The sequence below is a fragment of the Trebonia sp. genome, from assembly GCF_049794275.1.
Classification (GTDB): domain Bacteria; phylum Actinomycetota; class Actinomycetes; order Streptosporangiales; family Streptosporangiaceae; genus Trebonia.
This window is the reverse complement of sequence record NZ_JBARCR010000030.1, coordinates 1-23374: the sequence shown is the minus strand read 5'-3', so window position 1 is coordinate 23374 and position 23374 is coordinate 1. Positions and strand designations below refer to the sequence as shown.

Here is a 23374-nt window from a genome sequence, read left to right as displayed (position 1 = left end):
CTTCACCCGTGCCCAGACCGGCAGCCTGGTCAGCAGGCTCGACGGGGACGTGGTCGGCGCGCAGCAGGCGATCGTCGGGACGCTGTCCAACGTCTTGTCCAACGTGCTGTCGCTGACCGTCATCCTGGTCGCCCTGTTCTATCTGTCCTGGCAAGTCAGCCTCATCGCGCTGGTGCTGATCCCGCTGTTCATCTTCCCCGTGCGCCGCCTCGGTCGCAGGCTCCAGCGGCTGAGCAGAGAGGCCATGCAGCTCAACGCCGAGATGGGCTCGATGATGACCGAGCGCTTCAACGTGGCGGGCGCGATGCTCGCCAAGCTGTTCGGCCGCCCGCGGGAGGAATCGCGGATCTTCGCGGCGAACGCCTTGAAGGTCCGCGAGATCGGCGTCAGCAGGGACATGTACGGGTCGGTATTCATGATCGCGGTCACCCTGCTCACCGGGCTGCTCACCGCCGTCGTGTACGGGGTGGGCGGAACGCTGGTGATCAGGGGAGCGCTCCAGTTCGGCACGCTGGTCGCGCTGGCGCAGCTGCTCACCCGCGTCTACGGGCCGATCGGGTCGCTGTCCAACGTGCAGGTCCAGGTGATGACCTCGCTGGTCAGCTTCGACCGGGTCTTCGAGGTGCTCGACCTGGAGCCGCTGATCAAGGAGAAGCCGGACGCAATCACGCTGCCGCGGATGCTGCCCGGCACCGATGAGGCGCCGGACATCCGGTTCGACGACGTGTCGTTCCGCTACCCGACGGCGGACGAGGTGTCGCTCGCGTCGCTGGAGTCGATCGCGCTGAAGGCGCCCGAGCGGATGGACGCGGCGCAGGGCGTGCTGCACAACGTCTCGTTCACCGCCCCCGCCGGGCAGCTGACCGCGCTCGTCGGCCCGTCAGGCGCGGGCAAGACGACGATCACCCAGCTGGTTTCCCGGATGTACGACCCGAACGACGGCGCCGTGCTCATCGGCGGCCATGACCTGCGCGACGTGACGCTGGACTCGCTGCACGACGTGGTCGGCGTCGTCACGCAGGACGCGCACCTGTACCACGACACGATCCGCGCGAACCTGCTGTACGCCAGGCCGTCCGCTACCGAGGCGGAGCTCATCGAGGCGTGCCAGTCGGCCCAGATCTGGGACCTGATCTCGGTGCTGCCCGACGGCCTCGACACGATCGTGGGCGACCGCGGCTACCGGCTGTCCGGCGGGGAGAAGCAGCGGGTCGCGCTGGCCCGGCTGCTGCTGAAGGCCCCGTCGATCGTGGTGCTCGACGAGGCGACCGCGCACCTGGACTCGGAGTCGGAAGCCGCGGTCCAGCAGGCCCTCACGCTCGCGCTGCGCGGCCGGACCTCGCTGGTCATCGCGCACCGGCTGTCCACCGTGCTCAACGCGGACCAGATCCTGGTCATCGAGGCCGGTCAGGTCGTCGAGCGGGGCACGCATGAGGACCTGCTCGCGGTCGACGGCTTGTACGCGGAGCTGTACTACACCCAGTTCAAGGGTCAAGAGATTTATTCGGAACGTACGCGGCCGGCTCTTTAGCGCTCAGCTGTATCCGCGGTCAGCAGTAGCCCAGCCGCCGCAGTTCCTCGCCGGCGACCTTCTCGACGTCGGCGACCTGGCTCAGCGTGAGCTCACGGCGCCAGGCGCTCGGCTCGTTCTTCGGCCGCCGGTGGTCCGGCGTGGTCGGCGCGGCTACCGTTACTCCCGTGAAGCTGGTCAGCGCGGTGGCCGTGCCGCCGGGGTTCTTCGCCATGTCCTCGTAGCGGAGGGTTTTGAGCTGGTCCTCGAGCATGGTCTTGCGCAGCCGGGCCGCCAGCCTGATGGCGCCGCGCCAGCGCAGCGCGCACTTGCCCGCGGGGGACAGGTCCGGCCAGGTGAGCCGGTCGGTCTCGTCCTCCACGCCGTAGAAGGGATTCGGGTACTCGACGTCGACGTTGGCCATGCTCGGCCGGAACCAGGACATCGCGATCTGGTCCTTGAGCATGTCCGCCACCGTGTCCCTGCCGTCCCGCACGACCTGCACGATCTGGGCGTCGGGGAACGCCGCCACCAGCGCCTCCGCGCAGTAGGTGAGGTCCGGGCTCGCGTCGCCGAACCGGCTGAGGCCGCGCTGCTCGACGCAGGGCCCCACCTCCTCGCGGCGCAGCCCGGCCGCCGACCGGCACTGCGGGGTGCACTCCAGGCAGCTCGTCGGGTGTACCTGCCAGCCCTGGGCGAAGGCGTCGCGTATCACGGCCGCGGCGGCCTCGCCGCGGCCGCTGTACATCGACGGACGCCGGGCGAACGCGTACACGGCCTGCAGCACGGTGTGCTGACCGATCGTGACGTGGAAGCCCGGGGAGATCTTCAGCGCCCGGCCGACCGCCTCCGCGCCGGAGTGCGGCGCACCGATCACGAAGACCGGCTGGGTGACCTTACGGGCGTTGACGATGAGGATGTGGCGCGACGACATGGAGGGGAGTTCTTTCTGTCTCCCCGTACGGTACTCGGTGGGGGGTCCGCGTAGGCTGTCTCTGTGCGAGTACTACCCCGTGTCGTCGTTCCGCTGGCCATCGTCGGGACGGCCTGCTTGCTCGGGGTCACCGGGTGCGCGCAATTCGACAAGTCGCTCGGCCAGCAGCAGGCGCTCGTGTCGTTCAAGTCCGGCACCTCAGTGTCCGAACGGCTGCACGTGCGCACCGCGTGCGCGAAGCTGCCGCACGTGACCGCCACCCCGATCGCGTCCGGGGTGCCGCTGTCGTCGGCGGTCGACGAGGTCGTGTACACGGTCACCGGCGCCTCCAACGCGGACATCGCCCGCCTGCAGGAGTGCCTGGCCACGTTCCCGTCTGTCCAGGGCATGGACCTGCAGGACTCCTCCGACGACTCGTAACGCGGACCGGCCGGACCAACTTGCTTCGGCTGTTACAACTTTTGCCGGAGTGTTTCCTACTTTGCCGGTGGGGTGTATAGTCCTATAGCAACCTACTAAACCGATAGAGAATGGGTACTAATGCGCAGGATCTTGGCTGGCGTGGCCGCTGTGGCTGGCGGCGCGCTTCTTGTTGCGGGCTGCTCTTCCGCGAGCTCAAGCAGCCCGAGCTCGACATCAACCAGCAGCGGTACCGGCAGCGCGTCCGCCGCCGCGCCCGTGACCGTGCGGCTTGGGTACCTGGCGAACATTACGCACGCCCCGGCGCTGATCGCCGTGAAGAACGGTTACTTCGCCAAGGAGCTGGGATCCGCGGGAACGGTCTCGACGACCGTGTTCTCCAGCGGCACGCAGGAGACCACGGCGATCCTGGCCGGGCAGATCGACGCCGCCTACGTCGGCCCGAACCCGGCGATCAACGCCTGGCAGAAGTCCGGCGGCACGGCCATCAAGATCATCTCCGGCGCCGCGACCGGCGGCGCGTCGATCGTCGTGAAGCCGTCCATCACCTCCGCCGCTCAGCTCAAGGGGCAGTCGCTCGCCAGCCCGTCGCTCGGCAACACCCAGGACGTGGCGGTGCGGTACTGGCTCAAGCAGCAGGGGCTGACCACCAGCGCGACCGGCGGCGGCGACGTCGCGATCAAGCCGACCACCCCGAACTCGGCGGCCGTGCTCGAGTTCAAGTCCGGGCAGATCGCCGGCGGCTCAGAGCCGTCGCCCTATGACGTCGAGATGGTCCAGGACGGCGGCAAGGTGCTGCTGTCCGAGCCGGGCACCACGACCGTGCTGATGGTCACCCAGTCCTTCCTTTCCGCGCACCCGGCTGTCGTCAACGACCTGCTGAAGGCCAACCTTGACGCGCTCAACTACATCAAGAGCGACCCGTCAGGCGCCCAGGCCGCGGCCAACGCGGAACTCGCCGCCTCCACCGGCAAGCCGCTCAAGTCCGCGGTGCTCGGCCCGGCGTGGAAGGAGATCACCTTCACCGCCGACCCGGACGCCGCGTCGCTGAGCGCCGACGCGCAGCAGGCCGAGACCGTCGGGCTGCTCAAGCCGGTCAACCTCAGCGGGATCTTCGACCTCACCCCGCTCAACAACCTGCTCAGCGCCGTCGGCCAGTCGTCGGTGAGCGGATAACACCATGAGCGCGACAGCGGTCACGGAGGCGCCGGCGGCGGTCACGCTCGCCGGCGTCTCCAAGGTGTTCGGGCGGGGCGGCAGCGCCGTCCCCGCCCTCGACCAGGTGAGCCTGGCGGCGGAGCCAGGGGAGTTCACCTGCCTGATCGGGGCGTCCGGCTGCGGCAAGTCGACGCTCCTTAACCTGGTGGCCGGGCTGGACCAGCCGACCAGCGGCGAGATATCCGTCGGCGGCCGCGTCGCGCTGATGTTCCAGGAGCCCGGCCTGTTTCCCTGGCTCACGGCGGCGGGCAACGTCGAGCTGGCGCTGCGCGCCCGCGGCGTGCGGAAGGCCGAGCGCAAGCAGCGGGCGGCTGAGCTGCTGGACACCGTCCACCTCGCCGGGTTCGGCAAGAAGCGGCCGCACGAGCTGTCCGGCGGCATGCGGCAGCGCGTCGCGCTGGCCAGGGCGCTGGCCCAGGACGCCGACGTGCTGCTGATGGACGAGCCGTTCGGCGCGCTGGACGCGATGACCAGGGACCTGCTGCACGACGAACTGGACCGGGTCTGCGAGGGCCGGAACCTGACCGTGCTGTTCGTGACGCACAACGTCCGCGAGGCGGTGCGCCTCGGCGACCGGGTGGTGCTGCTGAGCAGCCGGCCCGGCCGGGTCATCGCCGAGTACAAAGTGCCCATCGAGCGGCCGCGGCGGATCGACTCCGCGCCGGTCGCCGAGCTGGCCGGCACGATCACCGACCGGCTGCGGGAAGAGGTGGGCCGCCATGGCAAGTAGCACGCTGATCGGGCTCGACGCCCTCGACACCGTCGCGCCGGCGCCGCGCGGCGGGCGGCAGACCGCCAGGAAGGCCTGGAGCGCGGTGTGGCCGAAGCTCGCGGCCCTCGCCATCGTGTGGGTCATCTGGGAGCTGATCCACCTGTCCGGCTGGAAGAAGTACGTCATCCCCGGCCCCGGCGTCACGCTGAGCAACCTGTGGGACCAGGCGCACACCGCGGTGTTCTGGAGTGCGGTCGGGACGACCCTGGGGCGGGCCGGGCTCGGCTACGCGCTGGCGCTGCTGATCGGCATCGTGGTGGGCTCGCTGGTGGCCAGGATCCGGCCGCTGCGGGCGGCGGTCGGCTCCCTGATCACCGGCCTGCAGATCATGCCGTCGCTCGTCTGGTTCCCGTTCGCGATCATCCTGTTCGGGATCACGACCCAGGCGATCCTGTTCGTGATCGTGATGGCCGGGGCCCCGTCGGTCGCCAACGCGGTGATCGCCGGCGTGGACTACACCCCGCCGCTGCTGGTCAAGGCGGCCAGGATGATGGGCCTGCGACGGCTGTCGCTGCAGCGTCACCTGTACCTGCCCGCGTCGCTGCCCACGTTCGTCGCCGGCCTGAAGCAGGCGTGGGCATTCACGTTCCACGCCCTGGTCGCCGGCGAGCTGATCGTGATCATCGCCAACAAGCCGTCGCTCGGCGTGCTGCTGTCCAGCGACCAGGACCAGGCGGACATGACCAGTGTCGTCGCGATCATGATCGTGTTCCTGATCATCGGGATCGCCGTGGACGGCTTGTTCGGCGTCGCGAACAAGGCGATCCGCCGCCGCTGGGGGCTAGAGCAGGCGTTATTACAGAATTCTTGTTCCCTCGGCGTGTTCGCGCGCGAACCGGATTGTGGCCGTGTAACTTGATTCCGCCGTTTGACGACATAAGCCGACGGGGAGTCCCGATGGAACATGGGGAGGCCGTAGTGACGGCCGCCGAACCCGAGCTCGACGAGGCCCTGGCCAACGCCATCCGCCAGCTCATCTCGGGAGCCCTCGACGCCGACGCGAGATCCGCGCCCGCGGCGTAAGCCTGTCGCACACGCCCGCACAGACTGCCTAAACGATCGCTGCCTAAACGATCGTCCCCAGCGGGTGTTCCAGGCGGGTCGTGAACGCGGCCAGCCAGCGCGCGGCCAGGGCGCCGTCGAGCGCACGGTGGTCGATCGAGAGGGTGCAGCGCATCACGGTAGCTATGGTGACGACGCCGTCGGTGACGACCGGCTGCTGTTTCGCCGCGCCGACCGCGAGAAGGCCGGACTGCGGCGGATTGATGATCCCGGAGAACTCCAGCGTCCCGTACATGCCGAGGTTCGAGACGGAGAGCGTGCCGCCCTCCAGCTCATCCTGCCGTAGGCGCCGCTCCCTGGCGCGCCCCGCGAGGTCCTGCGATTCCCTGGCAATATCCGACAGGCGCTTGCCGTCGACTCCGCGCAGCACCGGCGTGACCAGACCGCCCTCGGTAGCGACAGCAATCGATATATCGACAGAGCCGTGCTCCACGAGGCCCTCATCGTTCCACGTGACATTGGCTTCGGGCACGTCGCGGAATGCCGCCCCGACCGCCATGACGACGAAGTCATTGACCGAGATCTTGACCGGCGAGCTCTCGTTGATGCGTTTACGCAGTTCAAGCACCTCATCGACGACGCACTCGGTGACCATATAGAAGTGCGGCGTCGTCGCCTTGGACTCGGTCAAGCGGCGGGCGATGGCACGCCGCATCGGCGTATGGGGCACGAGCCGATCGCCGGCCACGACCGGGGTTGATGCTTGCACTGGCGCTGGCGCTTGAACCGGTTCGGGCTCCACGCGTTCGGGCTGGGCCGCCAGGAACTGCTCCAGGTCTCGGCGGACGATCCGCCCATTCGGGCCCGTGCCCGCGATCGCTGCGAGGTCGATGCCCCGCTCGCCGGCGATCTTCCGCACGAGCGGGCTGGCGAAGATCCGCGATCCGTCCACTCCGGCCGGCGATTGGTGCCCGTTGGTGGTCGATGGCCCATCGACCACACTCTTTGGTGGACGATGTCCCATCGACCACGTTCCGGATGGCGGCGGGGCTGGCGTTTCGGTGCCGAGGGCGGCGTCTATGTCGGCGTCGGTTTCGCCGTCGGCGACGAGGACCGCGATGGGCTCGCCGATCTCGCCAGTGTCGCCAACCGCCAGGACCAGGCGCCCCACGACGCCGGCCTCTTCGGCGGCGTACTCCACGAGCGCCTTCTCGGTCTCGATCTCCGCAAGAGGCTGGCCAACGGCCACCTCATCACCAGGCGCCACCAGCCAGCTGGCGATCGCAGCCTCAGAAGCGCCAGCGAGGACGCTGGGCATCCGCACCACGGAGGCCATTACCGCCGCACCTCACCCGACGGGCGGGAAGCAGGGGCCGCCGGGGAGATTCCTGGCGATGTTCCGGAGGACTGTCGCCAGGAATCTGCCCCAAGGCCCTCGCGACCCGATGACCCCGGGGCCGGGCCGCCGCCGAAGGCGGCGCGTACTCGCTCGAGGCCGCCCACCACATCCGAGGTCTGCGCGATCGCCGCCCGTTCGAGCACCTTCGAGATCGACGGCGCCGCCTCGCCGCCGGTCACGCGCTGCACGGGCTGGTCCAGCCAGTCGAAGAAGCGTCGCTGGATCTCGTCGGCGAGCCAGCCGCCGTACGACGTGCCGAGGCCGCCCTGCTCCACGATGAGCACCGCGTTCGTTTTCCTGACCGACTCGCCGACCGTCTCCCAGTCGAGCGAGGCCCGGTCGAGGAAGCGCAGGTCGATGAGCTCGGCGTCGATGCCGGTCTGCTCGATCGCCTCCAGGGAGTGCGACACCATTGACAGATAGGTCAGCACCGTCACGTCGCGGCCCGCGCGGCGGACCGCCGCGCGGCCGAACGGGATCTGGTAGTCCAGGTCGCCGACCGGGATGTCGCCCTCGGTGCCGTACAGGTCCACGTGCTCGAGCACCAGCACCGGGTCCTCGATCGCCAGCGCGGCGTTCATCATGCCCACGTAGTCGTAGGGCGTCGAGGGTGCCATGATCCGCCAGCCGACGCTGGTCGCGAAGATGCCGGCCGGGTCCATGCTGTGCTGCGACCCGTAGCCGGTGCCCATCGCGACCTTCGTGCGCAGCACGAGCGGCACCGGGTTCCGGCCGCCGAACATGTGCCTGGCCTTCGCGATCTGGTTGAACACCTGGTCGGCCGCGACCCACAGGAAGTCCGGGTACATGAACTCCACGACCGGGCGGAACCGGCCGTCCAGCGCCAGCCCGCCGCCCAGCCCGGCGAACGCGTTCTCCGAGATCGGCGTGCCGAGCACGCGGCCGGGGAACTTCTTCGCCAGGCCCTTGGTGGCCCCGTTCGTGCCGCCGTTGAGTTTGTGCACGTCCTCGCCCAGGACGACGATGCGCTCGTCCGCGGACATCCGCCGGTCCATGACCCGCGACACCGCGTCGATGAACTTGCCGCGTTTCAGTTCACCGCGAAAGTCCGGCTGCTCCACGGCGCGCGCGCCCGCGATCTCGGACAGGTCGCCGCGGATGCCCACGTCAACGAACGCCGGGTCCGGCCACAGCGACGGCCTGATGCGTCGTACGCCCTTCCCAGGGGGAGACGGGGGGCGGGAGCCCCCCGTGCGGGGGCCGTGGGGACCAGCGTCGGGGTCCTGCTCGGTCAGGGCGGCGGCCGCCGCCTTCATCGCGTCCACCGCCTGGGCCCGCACGGCCGCCACGCCGGCCTCGTTGATCAGCCCGAGTTTCGTCATCTCCGCCGCGACCCGCTCCAGCGGGTCGCGGGCCCGCCACGCGGCCTCCTCCTCCTTGGTCCGGTAACCGAACGCGGATCCGGGGAACGGGCCGTTCTGGTGGAAGAAGCGGTAGACGAGCGCCTCGATGACCACTGGCCCCTCGCCGGCGCGCAACGCCAGCAGGGCACGCTCCATCGCCAGGTGCACGGCGAGCGGGTCCATGCCGTCGACCCGCCAGGCCGGGATGCCGAAGCCGAGCGCCCGCGCCGACAGGCGCGGCTCCCCGGTGGCTTCCTCGACGGTGGTGGAGACGGCGTAGCCGTTGTTCTCGATGAAGAAGCACAGCGGCAGCTTCCACGCGGCCGTGAGGTTGAGGCTTTCCAGCACCGACCCGATGTTGGCCGCGCCGTCGCCGAAGTACGTGACCGTGACGTCGGACGTGCCGGAATGCTGCTGCGCCCAGGCGTTGCCCGCCGCCATCGGCACGCCGCCGCCGACGATCGCGTTGGTGCCCAGCGCCCCGGCCTCGAACCACTGCAGGTGCATCGAGCCGCCGCGCCCGGCGCAGTAGCCCTGGGCGAGCCCGAGGATCTCCGCCAGCGTGCGCTGCAGCACCTCCGCCACCTCTTGTGTCACCAACGACCCCAGGTCGAGTACGCCCTTCGTCACGTGGGTGAGCGACTTGGCGAGGAACTGGTGGTGGCCGCGGTGCGAGCCGTTGACCGCGTCCGCCGAGCGCAGCGAGACGATCGAGCCGACCGCGCCGCCCTCCTGCCCGATGCTGGAGTGCGCGGGGCCGTGCACGAGGCCTTCGCCGGCCAGCTCGAGGACCGTCTCCTCGAAGGCGCGGATGAGGTGCAGCTGGCCCAGCATGGTGGCGAGCAGCGCGGGATCGGCGGCCTTCCAGTCGGCCGCCGTGGTGGTCAGCTCGTTCCATTCCGAGCCCGGTTGAAGGCGCTTCACGCGTGGCATGGCACGAGGCTATCGCGAGCGCGCTAATGTATCCACATCGAGGGGAGATCGCGGGACGAAGCCAGAGAAAGCAGCGTACGTTCCGAATAATTGGATACATAACCACAGGAGAGCGAGGGCTGGTGACCAGAGGCATTCCGGGGCTGCGCGGCGGTGACCACGTCGGGATCACCGTGCCCGACATGGAGCAGGCGCATGCGTTCTTCACCGGCGTGCTCGGCTGCGACTACGTCTACTCGCTGCCAGAGATGCGGCACGACGACGACTGGATGCTTGAGCACCTGAACGTCGACCCGCGCCGGGTCGTGCGGGAGATCCGGTTCTACCGCTGCGGCTTCGGCCTGAACTTCGAGGTCTTCGAGTACGAGCCGCACGACGACCAGCGACCGGAGCCGCGCAACAGCGACGTGGGCGGCCACCACGTCGCCTTGTACGTCGATGACATGGACGCCGCCGTCGACTACCTGCGGTCACGGGGGATCCGGCTGCTCGCCGGGCCGGTCGCGAGCCGCAACGCGTCGGCCGGGCAGCGCTGGCAGTACTTCCTGTCCCCGTGGGGCATGCAGTTCGAGCTGGTGAGCTATCCCGGCGGCAAGGCGTACGAGCGGGACGCGGCCGTGAAGCTCTGGCATCCTGCGGCCCCCGCGGACTGACGCGATGGTCATCACCGCCGACGCGGGCTACCGCGATAACGTCGTCAGCCACCGGATCGCCGAGAGCCTGCGTACCGCGATCCTGGACGGCAGCTACCGGCCAGGGGAGCGGATCAGGCAGGAGGACGTCGCGGCGCGCTCGGGCGCGAGCCGGATCCCGGTCCGCGAGGCGCTGCGGATGCTCGCCGCCGAAGGGCTCGTGACCCTCGTCGCGAACTCCGGCGCCTGGGTCACCAGGCTGACCATGGCCGAGTGCGCCGAGCTGTACCTGATCAGGGAACGGCTCGAGCCGCTGCTGCTGCGCAGCAGCATGCCGCGACTGGGGGAGGCGGAGATCGGCAGGCTGGCCGAGCTGACGGAGGCGATGGAGGCCGCGGGCACCGACGTGGACGCGTTCCTGCGCGCCGACCGCGAGTTCCACCTGTCCAGCTACGCGGGCGCGGCACCGGGCGAGACGTGGCAGATCATTCACCGGATGTGGAATACGACACAGCACTACCGGCGCGAGTTCACCCAGCGGGCGGCGCGCGCCGGTGCCGGCAACGGCGCTAGCGGAGGGGCGGGCGCCGGCGGCGGGCTCGGCGTCACGCACCTGGAACACCGGCTGCTCCTCGATTGCGTGCGCCGGCAGGACGCGGACGACGCCGAGCGGGTGCTCGTCACGCACATCCGCCGCACACGGCTCGAGCTGGAAAAGCATCCGGAGATCTTCGCGCCCTGATCTCACTGTGACTTGACAAGAGCCTTCTGTGCCAGCAAAGTTGCAATCGATTGCAACCTAAGCTGAGCGGGACAGCTGAATCAAAGGAGGACGCGTTGGGGAACGGGGCGCCCACGGTGGGGTGGATCGGCACCGGGCGGATGGGCTATCAGCTGGCGCTGCGCCTGCTGCGGGCCGGCAACGACGTCGCCGTGTACAACCGCACCAAGGCCAAGGCAGAGCCGCTCGCGGCCAGCGGCGCGAAGATCGTCGACCGCCCCGTGGACCTCGCCGACCGCGACGTCGTCTTCATCATGGTCGCCGCCGACCGCGACCTCGAAGCCGTCCTCACCGGCGACGGCGGCCTGCTGACCGGCACCCAGGCGCCGGACATCATCGTCGACTCCTCCACCGTCTCCCCGCAGGTCTCGGCCGAGGCCCGCGCCGTCGCCGCGGGCGCTGGCGCCGGATTCCTCGCCGCCCCCGTTAGCGGCAACCCCAAGGTCATCGCGGCGGGCAAGCTCACCGTCGCCGTCTCCGGCCCGAAGGAGGCGTTCGACGCCGTCGCGCCGCTGCTGGCGACGTTCGGCCGCGGCGTCACCTACTGCGGTGAGGGCGAGACCGCCCGCCTGGTCAAGATCGCGCACAACGTCTTCCTCGGCGTCGTCATCCAGGCGCTGACTGAGATCACCGTCCTCGCGGAGCGCGGCGGCGTGAGCCGCGCCGCGTTCCTGCGGTTCCTCAACGACTCGGTGCTCGGCTCGGAATTCTCCAGGTACAAGTCGCCGGCGCTGGTGAACCTCGATTTCCACCCGTCCTTCACCACCGTGCTGCTCCGCAAGGACCTCCAGCTCGGCCTCGCCGCGGGCCGGGAACTGGGGGTGCCGATGCCGCTGGCGGCCACGGCCGACATGCTCATCGCGCAGGCCGTCGGGGCCGGCTACACCGGCGATGACTTCGCTACGCTCATCCTTGAGCAGGCCCGCCGTTCCGGCTACGCGCTCGAGGCGGAGAACGTCGAGGTCGACGACGGGCTCGCAACAGACGACGGGCTCGCAGCAGAGGAGGCCTGAGCCGTTATGTCGCAGCGTCCAGCTGGTGTGCGCCCCATCGGCGCCCCCGGGCACATGGGAGTGGACTACGAGGAGCGCGTCGACTTCGGCCGGCTCCGGTCGTACCGGCTCGCCCGGGCGCAAGAGGCGCTGCGGACGACCGAGTGCGGCGCCTTCCTGCTCTTCGACTTCTACAACATCCGCTACACGACGCAGACCTGGATCGGCGGCGCGCTCGGCGACAAGATGATCCGCTACGCGCTGCTGTTCCGCGACAGGGACCCGATCCTGTGGGACTTCGGCTCGGCGGTGCGGCACCACAAGCTGTACTCACCGTGGCTGCCCGATTCGAATTGGCGCCCGGGGTTCCTCGGCTTCCGCGGCGCTGTCGCGCCCGACGCGGGCCTGATGCGCGACGCCGTGACCGAGATCGTGTCTGAGCTGCGCGCGGCCGGCGTGGACGGCGCGCCGCTCGGCATCGACATCGTGGAGCCGCCGTTCCTGTTCGAGCTGTCGCGGCAGGGCATCTCTGTCCAGGACGCCCAGCAGGCCATGCTCGACGCCCGGGTCATCAAGTCGCCCGACGAGATCATGCTGCTCAATCAGGCCGCGGCGATGGTCGACGGCGTCTACCAGGACATCGTCGACGTGCTGAAGCCGGGCATCAGGGAGAACGAGATCGTCGCGCTCGCCAACAAGCGGCTGTACGAGCTCGGCAGCGACCAGGTGGAGGCGGTCAACTCGATCTCCGGCGAGCGCTGCAACCCGCACCCGCACAACTTCACCGACCGGATCATCCGCCCCGGCGACCAGGCCTTCTTCGATATCATCCACTCGTTCAACGGCTACCGCACCTGCTACTACCGCACCCTCGGGGTGGGCTCGGCGACGGCGGCGCAATACGACGCGTACAAGCAGGCCCGCGAGTGGATGGACGCGGCGATCGCCGCGATCAAGCCGGGCGTGTCGTCCGACGTCGTCGCCTTGACGCTGCCGCGCGCGGAGGATTTCGGGTTCGAGAGCGAGATGGCGGCGTTCGGCCTGCAGTTCGCGCACGGCCTCGGCCTGGGCCTGCACGAGCGCCCGATCATCTCCCGGCTGAACTCGCTGTCGCACCCGCTGGAACTGCAGGCCGGCATGGTCTTCGCGATGGAGACGTACTGCCCGGCGAGTGACGGCATCTCCGCCGCCCGCATCGAGGAAGAGGTCGTCGTCACCGACTACGGCACCGAGATCCTGACGAAGTTCCCCGCTCAGGATCTCTTCATCGCGAACAAGTACTGAACGGCTTTCTCTCAACGCTTCAAAGGTGCCGATACCGTCGAGGTTTCATGATCACGAAAGAAAAGTACGCGCATAGGAGATTTTTCTTTCGTCAAAAGGCTTTGCCCGATGCTGGGCGCTTGCCGGAGGTGAGCAGGTCGAGGACGGCGCGTTCGGCGCGGCCGTGGGTGGCGGCGTCGCCGAATTCCTGGCCCTTGCCGAGGTCGGGGAGGGCGGAAGCGATCGTGACGCCTTTCTCGTACCGCGCGATGACCCGCGGGTCGATGTAGGAGGCGCGCGCTACGGCCGGGGTGTTGCCGAGGTAGCTGGCCACCTCCTTGACGACCCGGGCGATGGCGCGCTTGCGGGCGGCCGGCGACCCGGCGGCTTGCACAGAGACGGCCAGCCCCACGGCGGCGAGCACGGTCGCGTGCCAGGTGCGGAAGTCCTTGGCGGTGTAGTCGTCTCCGGAGATCTCGCGCAGATAGTCGTTGATGTCCCCGGCGGTGACGTTGTGCCAGCGCTTGCCGCTGCGGTAGACGAGGAGATCCTCGAGATCCGGGCGGGATCGTCGCAGCTTCAGGCTGCGGACGACGGAGAAGACGTCGGAGTCGACGACGGCCTGCTCCTGCTGCTTGCCGCTCTTCCCGATGTAATCGAAGCCGATCTCGCCGTTCCTGCTGCACCTCACCTGCTCGCGGCGGATGGTGGCCAGTCCGTACGAGCCGTTCTCGGCCGCGTACTCGTCGCCGCCAGGGCGGAAGAATCCCAGGTCGATCAGCCGGATGGCGGCCGCGAGCACGCGCTCCCTGGACAGCGTCGCGGGGCCGCGCAGATGACGGCCGGCCACGGCCCGGATCTTCGGCAGCGTCCGGCCGAATTCCAGCACCCGGTCGAACTTCTCCTGGTCCCGCAGCTCGCGCCACCTGTCGTGGTACCGGTACTGGCGGCGGCCTGCTGCGTCAGTACCCACCGCCTGGATGTGGCCGTCTGGATCGGGGCAGATCCATACGTCTTCCCACGCCGGAGGGATGACCAGCGCCTTGATGCGGGACAGCGTCGCGGCGTCGGTAACCGGCGCGCCACGCGGCCCCAGGTAGCGGAACCCGCGCCCGCGGCGCTGCCGCCCAATCGCCGGGCCGGTGATCTCGCTCCGCACCAGCTCCTCATCGCGCACCAGCCTTGCTTTCCCGCCAGCCGGCTGTTCATGCGCGGCTCACGAAGGCGTGCCGGCGGCTTTCTCGATGTGCTCCTTGTAGGCTTCCGCCGTCTCCTGCAGGTGCGTCGCGACGGTATCGGCCGTTTGCTCCGCGTGCGTCTTCCTGACCGTGGGCGCCGGCCAGCGGGCTGTCAGCTCCAGCCGGGTTCCTTCGGCAACCGGCGTGAGAAGGAGCAGCCTCTCGGTATCCGGATGCCCGATGCGCTGCGTGACCGCGCGGCGGCCCTCGGCCAGTTCCTTGACCACGTCGACGATCGCGGTGAACCGGTCATCATCGTGGCGCTGCACGGTGTACTGCAATTCTCCGACCGACCGCTGCGGCGTGCCCGGCACGGTCCCCGCCCAGACGACCGTCTCCGGGTCGATAAGACGGCTGGAATCCGGCGCCCACACCGTCTGCCAGACGGCGCCTGGCTCGGCGCTGATCACCGCGCTGGCGGAGGCCTGCCCGGTCTTCTTCGGCAGCTCGAAGCCGGCGCACACGTCTCGCATCTCCGCGGACATGGCATCCGGCGGCCAGGGCATCCGGCCTTCGGCGATCGCCTGCAGGCGATCTGCCCAGTCCGTGACGGTGCGGTGCCAGTACTTCTGGTAGCTGCCCTTGTCGATCCTCGGGACGACCTCGCTGACCGCCACGCTCAGCGTGCAGCCACCCGCCCGGGGCCGCACCGACAGCGTCAGCGTCTCCTTCCGGCTAGGCGCCGACCGTACCTGCCAGCGGACCAGCTGGCCGGGAACTTCCTCCCGCACGTCAACCACGGCGCAGTGCACGTCGTGCTTGCCGGAGACGATCATGCAGCACAGCCGGTCCGTTCCGGGAACCGCCGCAGGGACCGCGAACGCGAAGCGGTGGCCGGGCATGGCCGCCAGCGCCGCGGGCGACGCCGCCAGCGCCCACACGCGCTCGGGATCGGCGTCAACCTCCTGCTCGCGGGTCACCCGCACGGTTGCTTCCCACATCACGACTCCGTTCCGGCACCGCCGCAGATCACGCCAGCGATCTATTGTAAGAAGCGTGTTCGCGCGCCAGCAGGCCATGGATCACCCTGACAAGCCGGCCATCATCATGGCATCGACAGGCGACACCGTCACCTTCGGCGAGTTCGAGGCCCGCAGCAACCAGATAGCGCACCTGCTGCGGGATGCCGGACTGCGGCGGGGAGACCACATCGCGGTCTTGATGGAGAACAGCCCGCAGCTGCTTGAGATCGCGGGCGCCGCCGAACGGACCGGCCTGTACTACTCCCTGATCAACACCTACCTCGGCGCCGACGAGGTGGCCTACGTGGTGGCTAACTCGCAGGCGAAAGTGCTGTTCAGCTCGGCCGCCAGGCGAGAGGTGGCGGAGGCTGCGGCCGCGAAATGCCCGGGGCTTGACCGCATGCTGATGACCGGCCCTGGCCCGCTGCCGGCCGGCTGGGAACCCTACGACGCGGTGGTCGCCGGGTACCCCGACGTCCCGGTTCCCGACGAGGCGCTCGGCGCGGCCATGCTGTACTCGTCGGGCACGACCGGCCATCCCAAGGGCGTCCTGCGCGCGCTGCCGGAGGGCGGTCCCGACCAGCCGCTGCCGGTGATGGCGTTCGTGCAGGGGCTGTTCGGGTTTCGCGCGGGCATGACCTACCTCAACCCGGCGCCGCTGTATCACTCGGCGCCCGGCGCGAGCGTGGCGGCGGCACTGCGCATGGGGTGCACCACCATCGTGATGGAGCATTTCGACGCCGAGCAGTGGCTGGCTCTTGTCGAGCGCTACCGGGTGACCCACTGCCAGATGGTGCCGGTGATGTTCAACCGGCTGGTGCGCCTGCCTGACGACGTGCGGGTACGGTACGACACTTCATCGCTCGAGTGCATCGTCCACGCGGCCGCACCGTGCCCCGTCCATGTCAAGCGGGCGATGATCGACTGGCTCGGCCCGATCATCACCGAGTACTACGGGGCCACGGAGGCCAACGGCTTCACGTTCTGCACCAGCGCCGAATGGCTCGCCCGTCCCGGCACGGTCGGCCGTGCCGTCCTCGGGGAACTGCTCATCCTGGACCCCGGGGGCAGCCAGTGCCCGGCCGGGACCGACGGGACCGTCTGGTTCCGCGGCGCGACCGCGTTCGAGTACTTCCAGGATCCGGCGAAGACCGCCGAGAGCCGGTCTGGCGACGGCGCGGCCAGCACGGTGGGGGATATCGGCCACGTCGACGCGGACGGGTTCCTGTACCTGACCGACCGGCAGAGCTACATGATCATCTCCGGCGGGGTCAACATCTATCCGCAGGAGACAGAGAACGTCCTGGCGGCTCATCCAGCGGTCCTGGACGTGGCGGTCATCGGCGTACCGAACGAGGATCTCGGCGAGGAGGTCAAGGCGGTGGTGCAGCTCGCCGACCCGGCCGCCGCCAGTCCTGCCCTCGCCCAGGAGCTGATCGCCTACTGCAGGGACAGGCTCGCCCACTTCAAGTGCCCGCGGACCGTCGACTTCGTGCCCGAGCTGCCCCGGTCCGAGACGGGCAAGCTGTACAAGCGCATGCTGCGCGACGCGTACTGGGCCGGTCACCAGTCCCCGATCGTCTAGCCGACCGCGCTGATAACAGCAAGAAGCGCGGGACGCGCCGACCTCGACCCGTGGCCCGGGGCTGGCGTAGCGTCGAGGGGTGACTCTTACCACCGACAACGCGGTGCTGCTCCTCATCGACCTGCAGCAGAAGCTCGTGCCCGTCATCGCCGACGGGGACGCGATGGTCGCCAGGTCCGTGCGGCTGGCCGAGGCGGCGCAGCTCCTCGGCGTGCCGGTGCGCGCTACCGAGCAGTACCCGGCAGGCCTGGGCCCGACCGTCGCGGCGCTGGCGGCCTACCCGCAGGAGACGCTGGCCAAGACCACGTTCTCCGCGGCCGGGGATCCCGGGTTCGACGCGCTGCTGCCGGCCGGCACGCGGCAGGTCGTGATCGCCGGGTGCGAGGCTCACGTCTGCGTGCTGCAGACCGCGCTCGACCTGGTCGATGCCGGGTACCGCGTGGCCGTGGCCGCCGACGCGGCCAGCTCGCGCGACCCGGCTGACGCGGCGGCCGGGATAGCCCGTGCCCGGCAGCACGGCGTCGACATCGTGACCTCGGAGATGGTGCTCTTCGAATGGCTTCGCGACTCGCGCAACCCCAGGTTCCGCGACGTGCAGAAGCTGCTCAGGTGAGCTCCCGCTACGCGTAGGTCCTGGCGACCCGAAGCGCTGCGGCGCCGGACGGACCGGTGGCGCGCAGTCCCGACACCGCGGGGTCAAGGCGCTGGGCGGCCACCCGGCAGAAGGCCCCCGCAGGCCCGCTGATCTCTGACTCGGCGTCGTCCGGCCCGAAGGTCCAGGTGGTCGCCCCGTCCGGCGCCGTCAGCGAGCACCGCACGGCGGCCGGCGCCTCGCCGGCGAGCGACAGCGCGTACGGCAGCGTCCGGTGCGCTAGCCACGCGATGTGCCGCAGTCGGCTGGTGTCGGGAAAGTCGATTCCGAACGGGCCCGTGATGTCTAGTCCGTGCGCCCAGTACTCCGCCAGCCGGGTCGTCGCCAGGGTCGCGGGCTTCACCGGCCCGGCTACCCATTGCAAGGGCTGTTGCGGGTCGGCGGCGCGCAGCGCCGCCACCGCGGCGTCGCGGCTCTGCCGCCACCGGAGGAAGACCTCCGACGGCGCGGCTCGCTCCGCTTCGACCATCCGGGCCGCCCACTCGTCGACCGTGACGTCCGCGGCGGCGCCTGCCCTCGGACCCGTGCCGCCCGCGCTGGTCGCCACGCCTTCGTCTCCTTGCGCCAGGTGCAGCACCACGTCGGCGACTGACCAGCCGTCGGCGGCCGAGTCCGCCAGCCACTGCGCCTCGGTCAGCAGGCTGAGGATGCTGTCCAGCCGCACCGCTTCCGCGACAAGATCGTCAATAACCGTCACCGCCACCCTCCTCACCGTCCGGACGTAAAGGGCCATTCTGTCAGCGGTTGTTCGCCTAGGCGACCCGACGGCAGTATGAGCGAATTTCATGATCACGTAAGAAAATTGTGCGTATAGGAAGATTTTTCTTCGTGATCATGGTGAAAGGCATTTGGCTTCGCGCGTTCGGCGGGCTGCGACGACCCGGCGCCGCCAGAATTCTGACGGTCGCCCTATAGTGACTGCCATGTCGATCGCTGCGTCCGTACCAGACACGCCGGTGGCCTCGGTAGCCGAGGCCATAGCCCGGATGGAGGCAATTGACGCGGCGCTTCCCGCGGCGGACGGGGTGGCGTGTTTCAACCGCATGTACCTGGCTGTGATCCAGGAGGTGAACAGCCGGATCAGCGCGGGCTTTTTCGCTGACCCGGTATTCATGGCCCAGCTGGATGTCACGTTCGCGAACCTGTACTTCACCGCGGCCGGCGCACTGGGCGACCTGGCGGCCGTGCCTCTGGCGTGGCTGCCGCTCGCGGAGCGCCGGGACATGGCGGGCATCGAGCCGATCCAGTTCGCGCTGGCCGGAATGAACGCCCATATCAACCATGACCTGCCGCTGGCGCTGGTCCGCACGTGCGCGGCGCTGGCTACCTCACCCGACGCCGACCCGCATTTCGCTGATTACCAGAAGGTCGACGAGCTGCTCGACGGGGCCGAGCAGTCCTTCAGGGAGTCGTTCGAGACCGCCGCTGAGCTGGCCGTCGACCGTCACCTGGCGGCGGTTGCCGACCTCATCGGCAACTGGACGATCAACGACGCCCGCGACCTGGCCTGGACCAACTGCCTGCTGCTGTGGGCGGTGCGCGACGACCCGATCGCGCGCGGGCTCTTCCTCGACGCACTCGCCGCCTCAACGACGCTGGCCAGCCGCATGCTGCTGGTGGCCGTCTAAGGCCGCTCAGTCCAAGGCCGCCGCTCAGTACGGGGACGGCTGGTTGAAGATCACGGCGAGGCTGGAGATCTTGCCGTCGCGGATGCTGAAGTAGCTGGTCATGACGAAGTCGTCGGGCAGGTTCGTCTTGTCGTAGGTGCCGTCGAAGGCGGCCCGCACGAGGATGTCGCCGTGGTGGTCGATGACCTCGCGGACCTCCATCGTCACGTGGTCGCCGACGAACTCCTTGGCGAAGAAGGCCCTCATCGCCTCGGTGCCCCACATCTCCCTGCGGTTGTCGTTGACGTAGGCGTCCGGGGTGAAGGTGGCGACGATCCGGTCGGTGTCGAGCGCGTTCACGGCGGTGATGTACTCGGCGACGATGGCGGGCAGTTCGGTGCTCACGGCTGGTCCTCCTCAGGATCTCAGCGGCAGGCTCGTTCCGGCCGCTGAGATCCACCCTCGGCGATGCCCTGGCGGGAGGGTCAACAGCCAGCCGGCGCCTTGACTCTCCCCCTAGTGGAGGGCCCACACTGGCCAGGTGCCCGGCTCCCTGAGCTCCCTCACCATCGGCGACTTCTCCCGCGCCACCCACCTGAGCATCAAGACGCTGCGCTACTACCACAGGGTCCAGCTGCTGGAACCGGCTCAAGTCGACCACGACACCGGGTACCGGCACTACACCACGGACCAGATCCCGGTGGCGCAGGTCATCCGCCGGTTCCGCGACCTCGAGATGCCGATCGAGCAGATCCAGGCGGTACTGCGCGCCCCGGACCTGACGGCCCGCAACCGGCTCATCGCCGACCACCTGTCGCAGCTCGAGCAGGACCTGGCCAGGACACAGCAGGCGGTCGCGTCGCTGCGGGACCTGCTCGCCGACCCGTCCGCCGCCGCGCCGGTCAGCCACCGGCGGGTCGACGCGACGATGGCCGCGGCTGTCAGCGAAACCGTCGACGTCGGCGACCTGCTGCCGTGGTTCCTGGGGGCGCTGGGGGAGCTGTACGCCACCCTGGACGCGCGCGGCGTCGCCGCCTCGGGACCCGCCGGGGGCATCTACGCCACCGCGCTGTTCGCCGAGGAACGCGGCGAAGCGACCGTCTTCGTGCCCACCGCGGCGGAGGTTCAGGGCCTGGGGCGCGTCGCCCCGTTCACGGTCCCGGCCGCCGAACTCGCGGTCATCACGCACGCCGGCTCGCACGCCGACGTGGACCGCGCCTACGGCGCCCTGGCCGCGTACGTGAGCAGCCACGCCCTCCAGGTCGACGGGCCTATCAGGGAGTACTACCTCGTCGGCCGTCACGACACGGCCGACGCGGCCGCGTGGCGGACCGAGATCTGCTGGCCCATTTTCAGTACAGGGGTACCCGCTTAGCCCGGGAGGTCCTCCGGGCGCTTGGCGGCGAGGTGGCCGTGCAGCAGGCCGGTGGACTGGCCGACCTCGATCAGGTAGCCGTCCGGGTCCCGCATGTAGCAGCGGGTTTCCGCCCCGCGGTCGATGGGCGGAGTCACGAACTCCGCCCCCTGCGCCTTCCATTCCTCGTAGCAGGCCTGGATGTCAGCGACCCGCAGGTTCAGGAAGATGGACGTGGTGTTGCCTGGCTCGTAGTCGGCCACCGTGATGCCCGGCTTGTCGGGGGTCGGCGGTCCGCCGGGATTCATGATGATCCACGAATTGGACAGCTTGACCATGCACGGGTTTTCCTCGAGGACCACGGTGCCGCCGAGGACACGCGAGTAGAAGTCCCGGGACTTGGCGACCTTGCGGACCGTGATGAACAACGTGGCCAGGAAGCCCTCGGTGGGGTTGGGGAGGTTGGCGTAGTCGATGTAAGGCGTCGGCTCTGTCATGGTTGCCCCAACTCAGGATTTCAGCCAGGCCAGGAGGTCGGCGTTGATGACGTCGGCGTGCGTGGTGGGCATGCCGTGCGGGTAGCCGTGGTAGGTCTTCAGCGTCCCGTTCTTGACCAGCTTGGCGGTCAGGGGTCCGGAGTCGGCGTACGGAACGACCTGGTCGTCGTCGCCGTGCATGACGAGCACCGGCACGTTGATCTTCTTCAGGTCTTCGGTGAAGTCGGTCTGCGAGAAGGCGACGATTCCGTCGTAGTGCGCCTTCGCGCCGCCCATCATGCCCTGCCGCCACCAGTTATCGATGATGGCCTCCGATGGCTGAGCGCCTGGGCGGTTGTAACCGTAGAACGGTCCCGACGCGAAGTCGCGGTAGAACCGTGTGCGGTTGGTCGCGACTTGGTCCTGCAATCCGTCGAAGACTTCCTTGGGCAGGCCGCCGGGGTTGGCGTCGGTCTTGAGCATCAGCGGCGGCACGGAGCTGATCAGGACGGCCCTGGCGACCCGGCTTTCGCCGTGCCGGGCGATGTAGTGTGCGACCTCGCCGCCGCCGGTGGAGTGGCCGACGTGCACCGCGTTCTGCAGATCGAGATGCGCCGTCACCGCGGCCAGGTCGTCGGCGTAGTGGTCCATGTCGTGGCCGCCGCTGGTCTGGGTGGATCGTCCGTGGCCGCGCCGGTCGGCGGCGATGACGCGGTAGCCGTGCAGGAGGAAGAACATCATCGCCGTGTCCCAGTCATCGGCCGACAGCGGCCAGCCGTGGCTGAACACGATGGGCTGACCGGTTCCCCAGTCCTTGTAGAAGATCTCCGTGCCGTCAGTGGTCGTGATCGTGCCCACCTGGTACTCCCTCCCGTGGATGTGCCTGATCGCGGACTAGGGTCCGGCGAGACCCATGGTAAGCACGGGCGTTTTCGCGACGCCGGCCCGGGGCTACCGGTAGTGGCGGTCGATCTCGTTCGCGTAGCGGCGGCCGAGGGTGTCGCCGTTGTCCGCGATCCAGTCGGTGAGCTTGACCTGCCCGGTCGGCGGCTCACCGGAGTCGGCGAGGCCGTCGGCCATGGCGCGGTACTCCTCGCCGGTCAGCAGCCTGTCGCGCAGCACGACGCCGAGCGCCTCGGCCACCGGCGGCAGCAGCCAGCCGGGCGCCGGCACGATGACCGCACGGCTGCCGGTCGCTGCGCGGATCGCCAGGACCATCTCCCGGAACGTGAGCGACTGCGGCCCGACGGCGTCGACGGTGATGCTGGCGTCACGTCCGCCCAGGTCTGTCATGAGCCTGGCCAGGTCGTCGACGTGGATGGGCCGTATCCGGTAGCTGCCGTCGCCGCCGATAGCGAACACCGGCAGATGGCGCAGCAGCCAGGCGATGTTGTTGAGCAGCACGCCGTTGCCGCCGAACAAGATCGCGGGCCGCGCGATCGCGTACGGGATGCCGGTCGCCGTGAGGTCGCGTTCGACCTCGGCCTTGCCGCGGAAGTACGGGTACGGGGACGCGGCGTCGGCGTGGGTGATCGAGACGTGCACGACCCGCTGGACGCCGGCCCGCGAGGCGGCCTCGAACAGGACGCGGCTGTTGGCGACCGCGGTCTCGTGCGTCACGCCGCCGTGCGGGAACCGGACCCAGTAGGTGTTGTAGAGGGTGTGCGCGCCGCGCAGGTTGCGCTGCAGCGCGTCGGGGTCGGTGAAGTCCAGCGGGCGCGCGTCGATGGGGGTGCCGGCCGGGGCGCGGCCGGGGTGGCCGGTCAGCGTGCGCACCTGATGGCCGGCCGCGAGCAGCTCACGGGCGATCGCCGCCCCCGAGTAGCCGAACGCGCCGGTCACCACGTCGGTCTGCGGGCTTTCTGGCATCATGCCTCGCCTCCGTCGCTGGTCCCGTCACCGGTCCGCTACCCGCCGGCGAGCAGCTCCACCACGGGAGCGAACTGCTCGCAGAAGGCGGCGTTCACGCTGACGTAGGAGACGCCGATCTCGTCCCGGCGGCGCAGCAGCTCATCGGCCATCTGCCGCGGGCTGCCGCGCAGGATGAGCAGCGAGTCCCGCTCGACGAGCGTGGCGAAGTCGGCCTGCAGGAACCGCTGCACCCACGGCGGCGCCTCGTCGCCGACCACGAAGATCGGTGACTCGAACTCGATCGACCCGGCCCGCGTCCCCGCCGCCTCCCGGACCTCGGCGGCGAGCCGCGCCGCCTCCTCCCGGCTGGTGAGCGGGCCGATGGCCAGGGTGACGATGTCCGCCTTGGCGGCCGCCAGCGCGCGGGCC

The 23374-nt window shown here is 69.5% G+C and carries 24 protein-coding genes and 1 pseudogene; 14 read left to right on the top strand and 11 right to left on the bottom strand.

Annotated features, from left to right (window positions below):
* The coding region (locus WA805_RS00870) for an ABC transporter ATP-binding protein (protein ID WP_425241412.1) at positions 1-1531 on the top strand (1531 nt) is incomplete at its 5' end.
* 19 nt (positions 1532-1550) lie between these two features.
* On the opposite strand, the gene WA805_RS00865 is transcribed toward WA805_RS00870, so the two are convergent.
* A complete protein-coding gene (locus WA805_RS00865) occupies positions 1551-2444 on the bottom strand; it encodes a sulfotransferase family protein (RefSeq protein ID WP_422271080.1) in 894 nt (297 codons plus the stop codon).
* Positions 2445-2507: 63 nt separating this feature from the next.
* Between WA805_RS00865 and WA805_RS00860 the strand changes: the two genes are divergently transcribed.
* The 5 genes from WA805_RS00860 (at position 2508) to WA805_RS00840 (ending at position 5877) form a co-directional block, all read left to right on the top strand.
* Positions 2508-2864 carry a hypothetical protein gene (locus WA805_RS00860; RefSeq protein ID WP_422271082.1) on the top strand — a complete coding sequence of 119 codons (357 nt, stop codon included), beginning with the start codon at positions 2508-2510 and terminating at the stop codon, positions 2862-2864.
* A 258-nt stretch (positions 2865-3122) separates the two neighbouring features.
* Positions 3123-4040: an ABC transporter substrate-binding protein gene (locus WA805_RS00855; RefSeq protein ID WP_422325729.1), complete on the top strand. Its 918-nt coding sequence runs from the start codon at positions 3123-3125 to the stop codon at positions 4038-4040.
* Between the two features lie 4 nt (positions 4041-4044).
* Positions 4045-4812, top strand: coding sequence for an ABC transporter ATP-binding protein (locus WA805_RS00850; protein ID WP_424564353.1), 768 nt, complete (start codon positions 4045-4047; stop codon positions 4810-4812).
* Positions 4802-5713: an ABC transporter permease gene (locus WA805_RS00845; RefSeq protein ID WP_422271088.1), complete on the top strand. Its 912-nt coding sequence runs from the start codon at positions 4802-4804 to the stop codon at positions 5711-5713. Before WA805_RS00850 ends, WA805_RS00845 begins: the two co-directional genes overlap by 11 nt.
* A 38-nt stretch (positions 5714-5751) precedes the next feature.
* Complete coding sequence (locus WA805_RS00840) at positions 5752-5877, top strand: hypothetical protein (protein WP_422271089.1); 126 nt, start codon at positions 5752-5754, stop codon at positions 5875-5877.
* 43 nt (positions 5878-5920) lie between these two features.
* Here the strand turns inward: WA805_RS00840 and WA805_RS00835 are convergent, their stop codons facing one another.
* Together WA805_RS00835 and WA805_RS00830 are read right to left on the bottom strand one after the other, a co-directional pair.
* The gene (locus WA805_RS00835) at positions 5921-7192 is read right to left on the bottom strand and encodes a dihydrolipoamide acetyltransferase family protein (protein WP_425241411.1); all 1272 of its coding nucleotides are present in this window, start codon (positions 7190-7192) and stop codon (positions 5921-5923) included.
* Positions 7192-9552, bottom strand: coding sequence for an alpha-ketoacid dehydrogenase subunit alpha/beta (locus WA805_RS00830; RefSeq protein WP_425241410.1), 2361 nt, complete (start codon positions 9550-9552; stop codon positions 7192-7194). Before WA805_RS00830 ends, WA805_RS00835 begins: the two co-directional genes overlap by 1 nt.
* Positions 9553-9674: 122 nt before the next feature.
* On the opposite strand from WA805_RS00830, the gene WA805_RS00825 reads away from it, so the two are divergent.
* From WA805_RS00825 to WA805_RS00810, 4 genes are all read left to right on the top strand, one after another.
* The gene (locus tag WA805_RS00825; RefSeq protein ID WP_425241409.1) at positions 9675-10205 is read left to right on the top strand and encodes a VOC family protein; all 531 of its coding nucleotides are present in this window, start codon (positions 9675-9677) and stop codon (positions 10203-10205) included.
* A gap of 4 nt (positions 10206-10209) precedes the next feature.
* Complete coding sequence (locus tag WA805_RS00820; RefSeq protein WP_422337495.1) at positions 10210-10926, top strand: GntR family transcriptional regulator; 717 nt, start codon at positions 10210-10212, stop codon at positions 10924-10926.
* Positions 10927-11021: 95 nt separating this feature from the next.
* Complete coding sequence (locus WA805_RS00815) at positions 11022-11978, top strand: NAD(P)-dependent oxidoreductase (RefSeq protein ID WP_422323316.1); 957 nt, start codon at positions 11022-11024, stop codon at positions 11976-11978.
* Positions 11979-11984: 6 nt separating this feature from the next.
* Entirely contained in the window at positions 11985-13241 is a 1257-nt protein-coding gene (locus WA805_RS00810) for a M24 family metallopeptidase (protein ID WP_422271101.1), read from the top strand.
* Positions 13242-13332: 91 nt separating this feature from the next.
* On the opposite strand, the gene WA805_RS00805 is transcribed toward WA805_RS00810, so the two are convergent.
* Both WA805_RS00805 and WA805_RS00800 read right to left on the bottom strand, forming a co-directional pair.
* Positions 13333-14397, bottom strand: a complete 1065-nt coding sequence (locus tag WA805_RS00805; RefSeq protein ID WP_425241408.1) for a DNA topoisomerase IB — start codon at positions 14395-14397, stop codon at positions 13333-13335.
* Positions 14398-14436: 39 nt separating this feature from the next.
* Positions 14437-15399 (bottom strand): SRPBCC family protein, encoded by a 963-nt coding sequence (locus tag WA805_RS00800; protein WP_422287973.1) that lies wholly within the window; start codon positions 15397-15399, stop codon positions 14437-14439.
* Between the two features lie 55 nt (positions 15400-15454).
* Between WA805_RS00800 and WA805_RS00795 the strand changes: the two genes are divergently transcribed.
* Together WA805_RS00795 and WA805_RS00790 are read left to right on the top strand one after the other, a co-directional pair.
* A complete protein-coding gene (locus WA805_RS00795) occupies positions 15455-17005 on the top strand; it encodes an AMP-binding protein (RefSeq protein ID WP_422287975.1) in 1551 nt (516 codons plus the stop codon).
* A 79-nt stretch (positions 17006-17084) separates the two neighbouring features.
* Complete coding sequence (locus WA805_RS00790; protein ID WP_422272669.1) at positions 17085-17618, top strand: isochorismatase family protein; 534 nt, start codon at positions 17085-17087, stop codon at positions 17616-17618.
* Positions 17619-17625: 7 nt separating this feature from the next.
* Here the strand turns inward: WA805_RS00790 and WA805_RS00785 are convergent, their stop codons facing one another.
* Positions 17626-18354 carry a maleylpyruvate isomerase family mycothiol-dependent enzyme gene (locus WA805_RS00785; RefSeq protein ID WP_422340531.1) on the bottom strand — a complete coding sequence of 243 codons (729 nt, stop codon included), beginning with the start codon at positions 18352-18354 and terminating at the stop codon, positions 17626-17628.
* Between the two features lie 226 nt (positions 18355-18580).
* Here WA805_RS00785 and WA805_RS00780 point away from each other — a divergent pair, with 226 nt between their 5' ends.
* Positions 18581-19285, top strand: coding sequence for a DUF5995 family protein (locus tag WA805_RS00780; protein WP_422323305.1), 705 nt, complete (start codon positions 18581-18583; stop codon positions 19283-19285).
* Between the two features lie 24 nt (positions 19286-19309).
* Here WA805_RS00780 and WA805_RS00775 read toward each other — a convergent pair whose 3' ends face one another.
* Positions 19310-19669 (bottom strand): nuclear transport factor 2 family protein, encoded by a 360-nt coding sequence (locus WA805_RS00775; RefSeq protein WP_422323304.1) that lies wholly within the window; start codon positions 19667-19669, stop codon positions 19310-19312.
* Between the two features lie 136 nt (positions 19670-19805).
* Between WA805_RS00775 and WA805_RS00770 the strand changes: the two genes are divergently transcribed.
* Positions 19806-20639 carry a MerR family transcriptional regulator gene (locus tag WA805_RS00770; protein WP_422287982.1) on the top strand — a complete coding sequence of 278 codons (834 nt, stop codon included), beginning with the start codon at positions 19806-19808 and terminating at the stop codon, positions 20637-20639.
* On the opposite strand, the gene WA805_RS00765 is transcribed toward WA805_RS00770, so the two are convergent.
* The 4 genes and pseudogenes from WA805_RS00765 to WA805_RS00750 form a co-directional block, all read right to left on the bottom strand.
* Positions 20636-21115 carry a VOC family protein gene (locus WA805_RS00765; protein ID WP_425241407.1) on the bottom strand — a complete coding sequence of 160 codons (480 nt, stop codon included), beginning with the start codon at positions 21113-21115 and terminating at the stop codon, positions 20636-20638. The genes WA805_RS00770 and WA805_RS00765 overlap by 4 nt on opposite strands.
* Positions 21116-21127: 12 nt before the next feature.
* Positions 21128-21952: an alpha/beta fold hydrolase gene (locus WA805_RS00760; RefSeq protein ID WP_422287986.1), complete on the bottom strand. Its 825-nt coding sequence runs from the start codon at positions 21950-21952 to the stop codon at positions 21128-21130.
* Between the two features lie 93 nt (positions 21953-22045).
* Positions 22046-22966: an SDR family oxidoreductase gene (locus tag WA805_RS00755; RefSeq protein WP_422287988.1), complete on the bottom strand. Its 921-nt coding sequence runs from the start codon at positions 22964-22966 to the stop codon at positions 22046-22048.
* 35 nt (positions 22967-23001) lie between these two features.
* Positions 23002-23374 (bottom strand): annotated as a pseudogene (locus tag WA805_RS00750) (LLM class flavin-dependent oxidoreductase); the annotation flags it as partial.

What these genes read in the sequence shown, in the direction of transcription:
- WA805_RS00865 (WP_422271080.1), bottom strand. Translation starts at nt 2,444, where the DNA reads ATGTCGTCGCGCCACATCCTCATCGTCAACGCCCGTAAGGTCACCCAG.
- WA805_RS00850 (WP_424564353.1), top strand. Translation starts at nt 4,045, where the DNA reads ATGAGCGCGACAGCGGTCACGGAGGCGCCGGCGGCGGTCACGCTCGCC.
- WA805_RS00845 (WP_422271088.1), top strand. Translation starts at nt 4,802, where the DNA reads ATGGCAAGTAGCACGCTGATCGGGCTCGACGCCCTCGACACCGTCGCG.
- WA805_RS00840 (WP_422271089.1), top strand. Translation starts at nt 5,752, where the DNA reads ATGGAACATGGGGAGGCCGTAGTGACGGCCGCCGAACCCGAGCTCGAC.
- WA805_RS00835 (WP_425241411.1), bottom strand. Translation starts at nt 7,192, where the DNA reads ATGGCCTCCGTGGTGCGGATGCCCAGCGTCCTCGCTGGCGCTTCTGAG.
- WA805_RS00830 (WP_425241410.1), bottom strand. Translation starts at nt 9,552, where the DNA reads ATGCCACGCGTGAAGCGCCTTCAACCGGGCTCGGAATGGAACGAGCTG.
- WA805_RS00820 (WP_422337495.1), top strand. Translation starts at nt 10,210, where the DNA reads ATGGTCATCACCGCCGACGCGGGCTACCGCGATAACGTCGTCAGCCAC.
- WA805_RS00810 (WP_422271101.1), top strand. Translation starts at nt 11,985, where the DNA reads ATGTCGCAGCGTCCAGCTGGTGTGCGCCCCATCGGCGCCCCCGGGCAC.
- WA805_RS00800 (WP_422287973.1), bottom strand. Translation starts at nt 15,399, where the DNA reads ATGTGGGAAGCAACCGTGCGGGTGACCCGCGAGCAGGAGGTTGACGCC.
- WA805_RS00780 (WP_422323305.1), top strand. Translation starts at nt 18,581, where the DNA reads ATGTCGATCGCTGCGTCCGTACCAGACACGCCGGTGGCCTCGGTAGCC.
- WA805_RS00765 (WP_425241407.1), bottom strand. Translation starts at nt 21,115, where the DNA reads ATGACAGAGCCGACGCCTTACATCGACTACGCCAACCTCCCCAACCCC.
- WA805_RS00755 (WP_422287988.1), bottom strand. Translation starts at nt 22,966, where the DNA reads ATGATGCCAGAAAGCCCGCAGACCGACGTGGTGACCGGCGCGTTCGGC.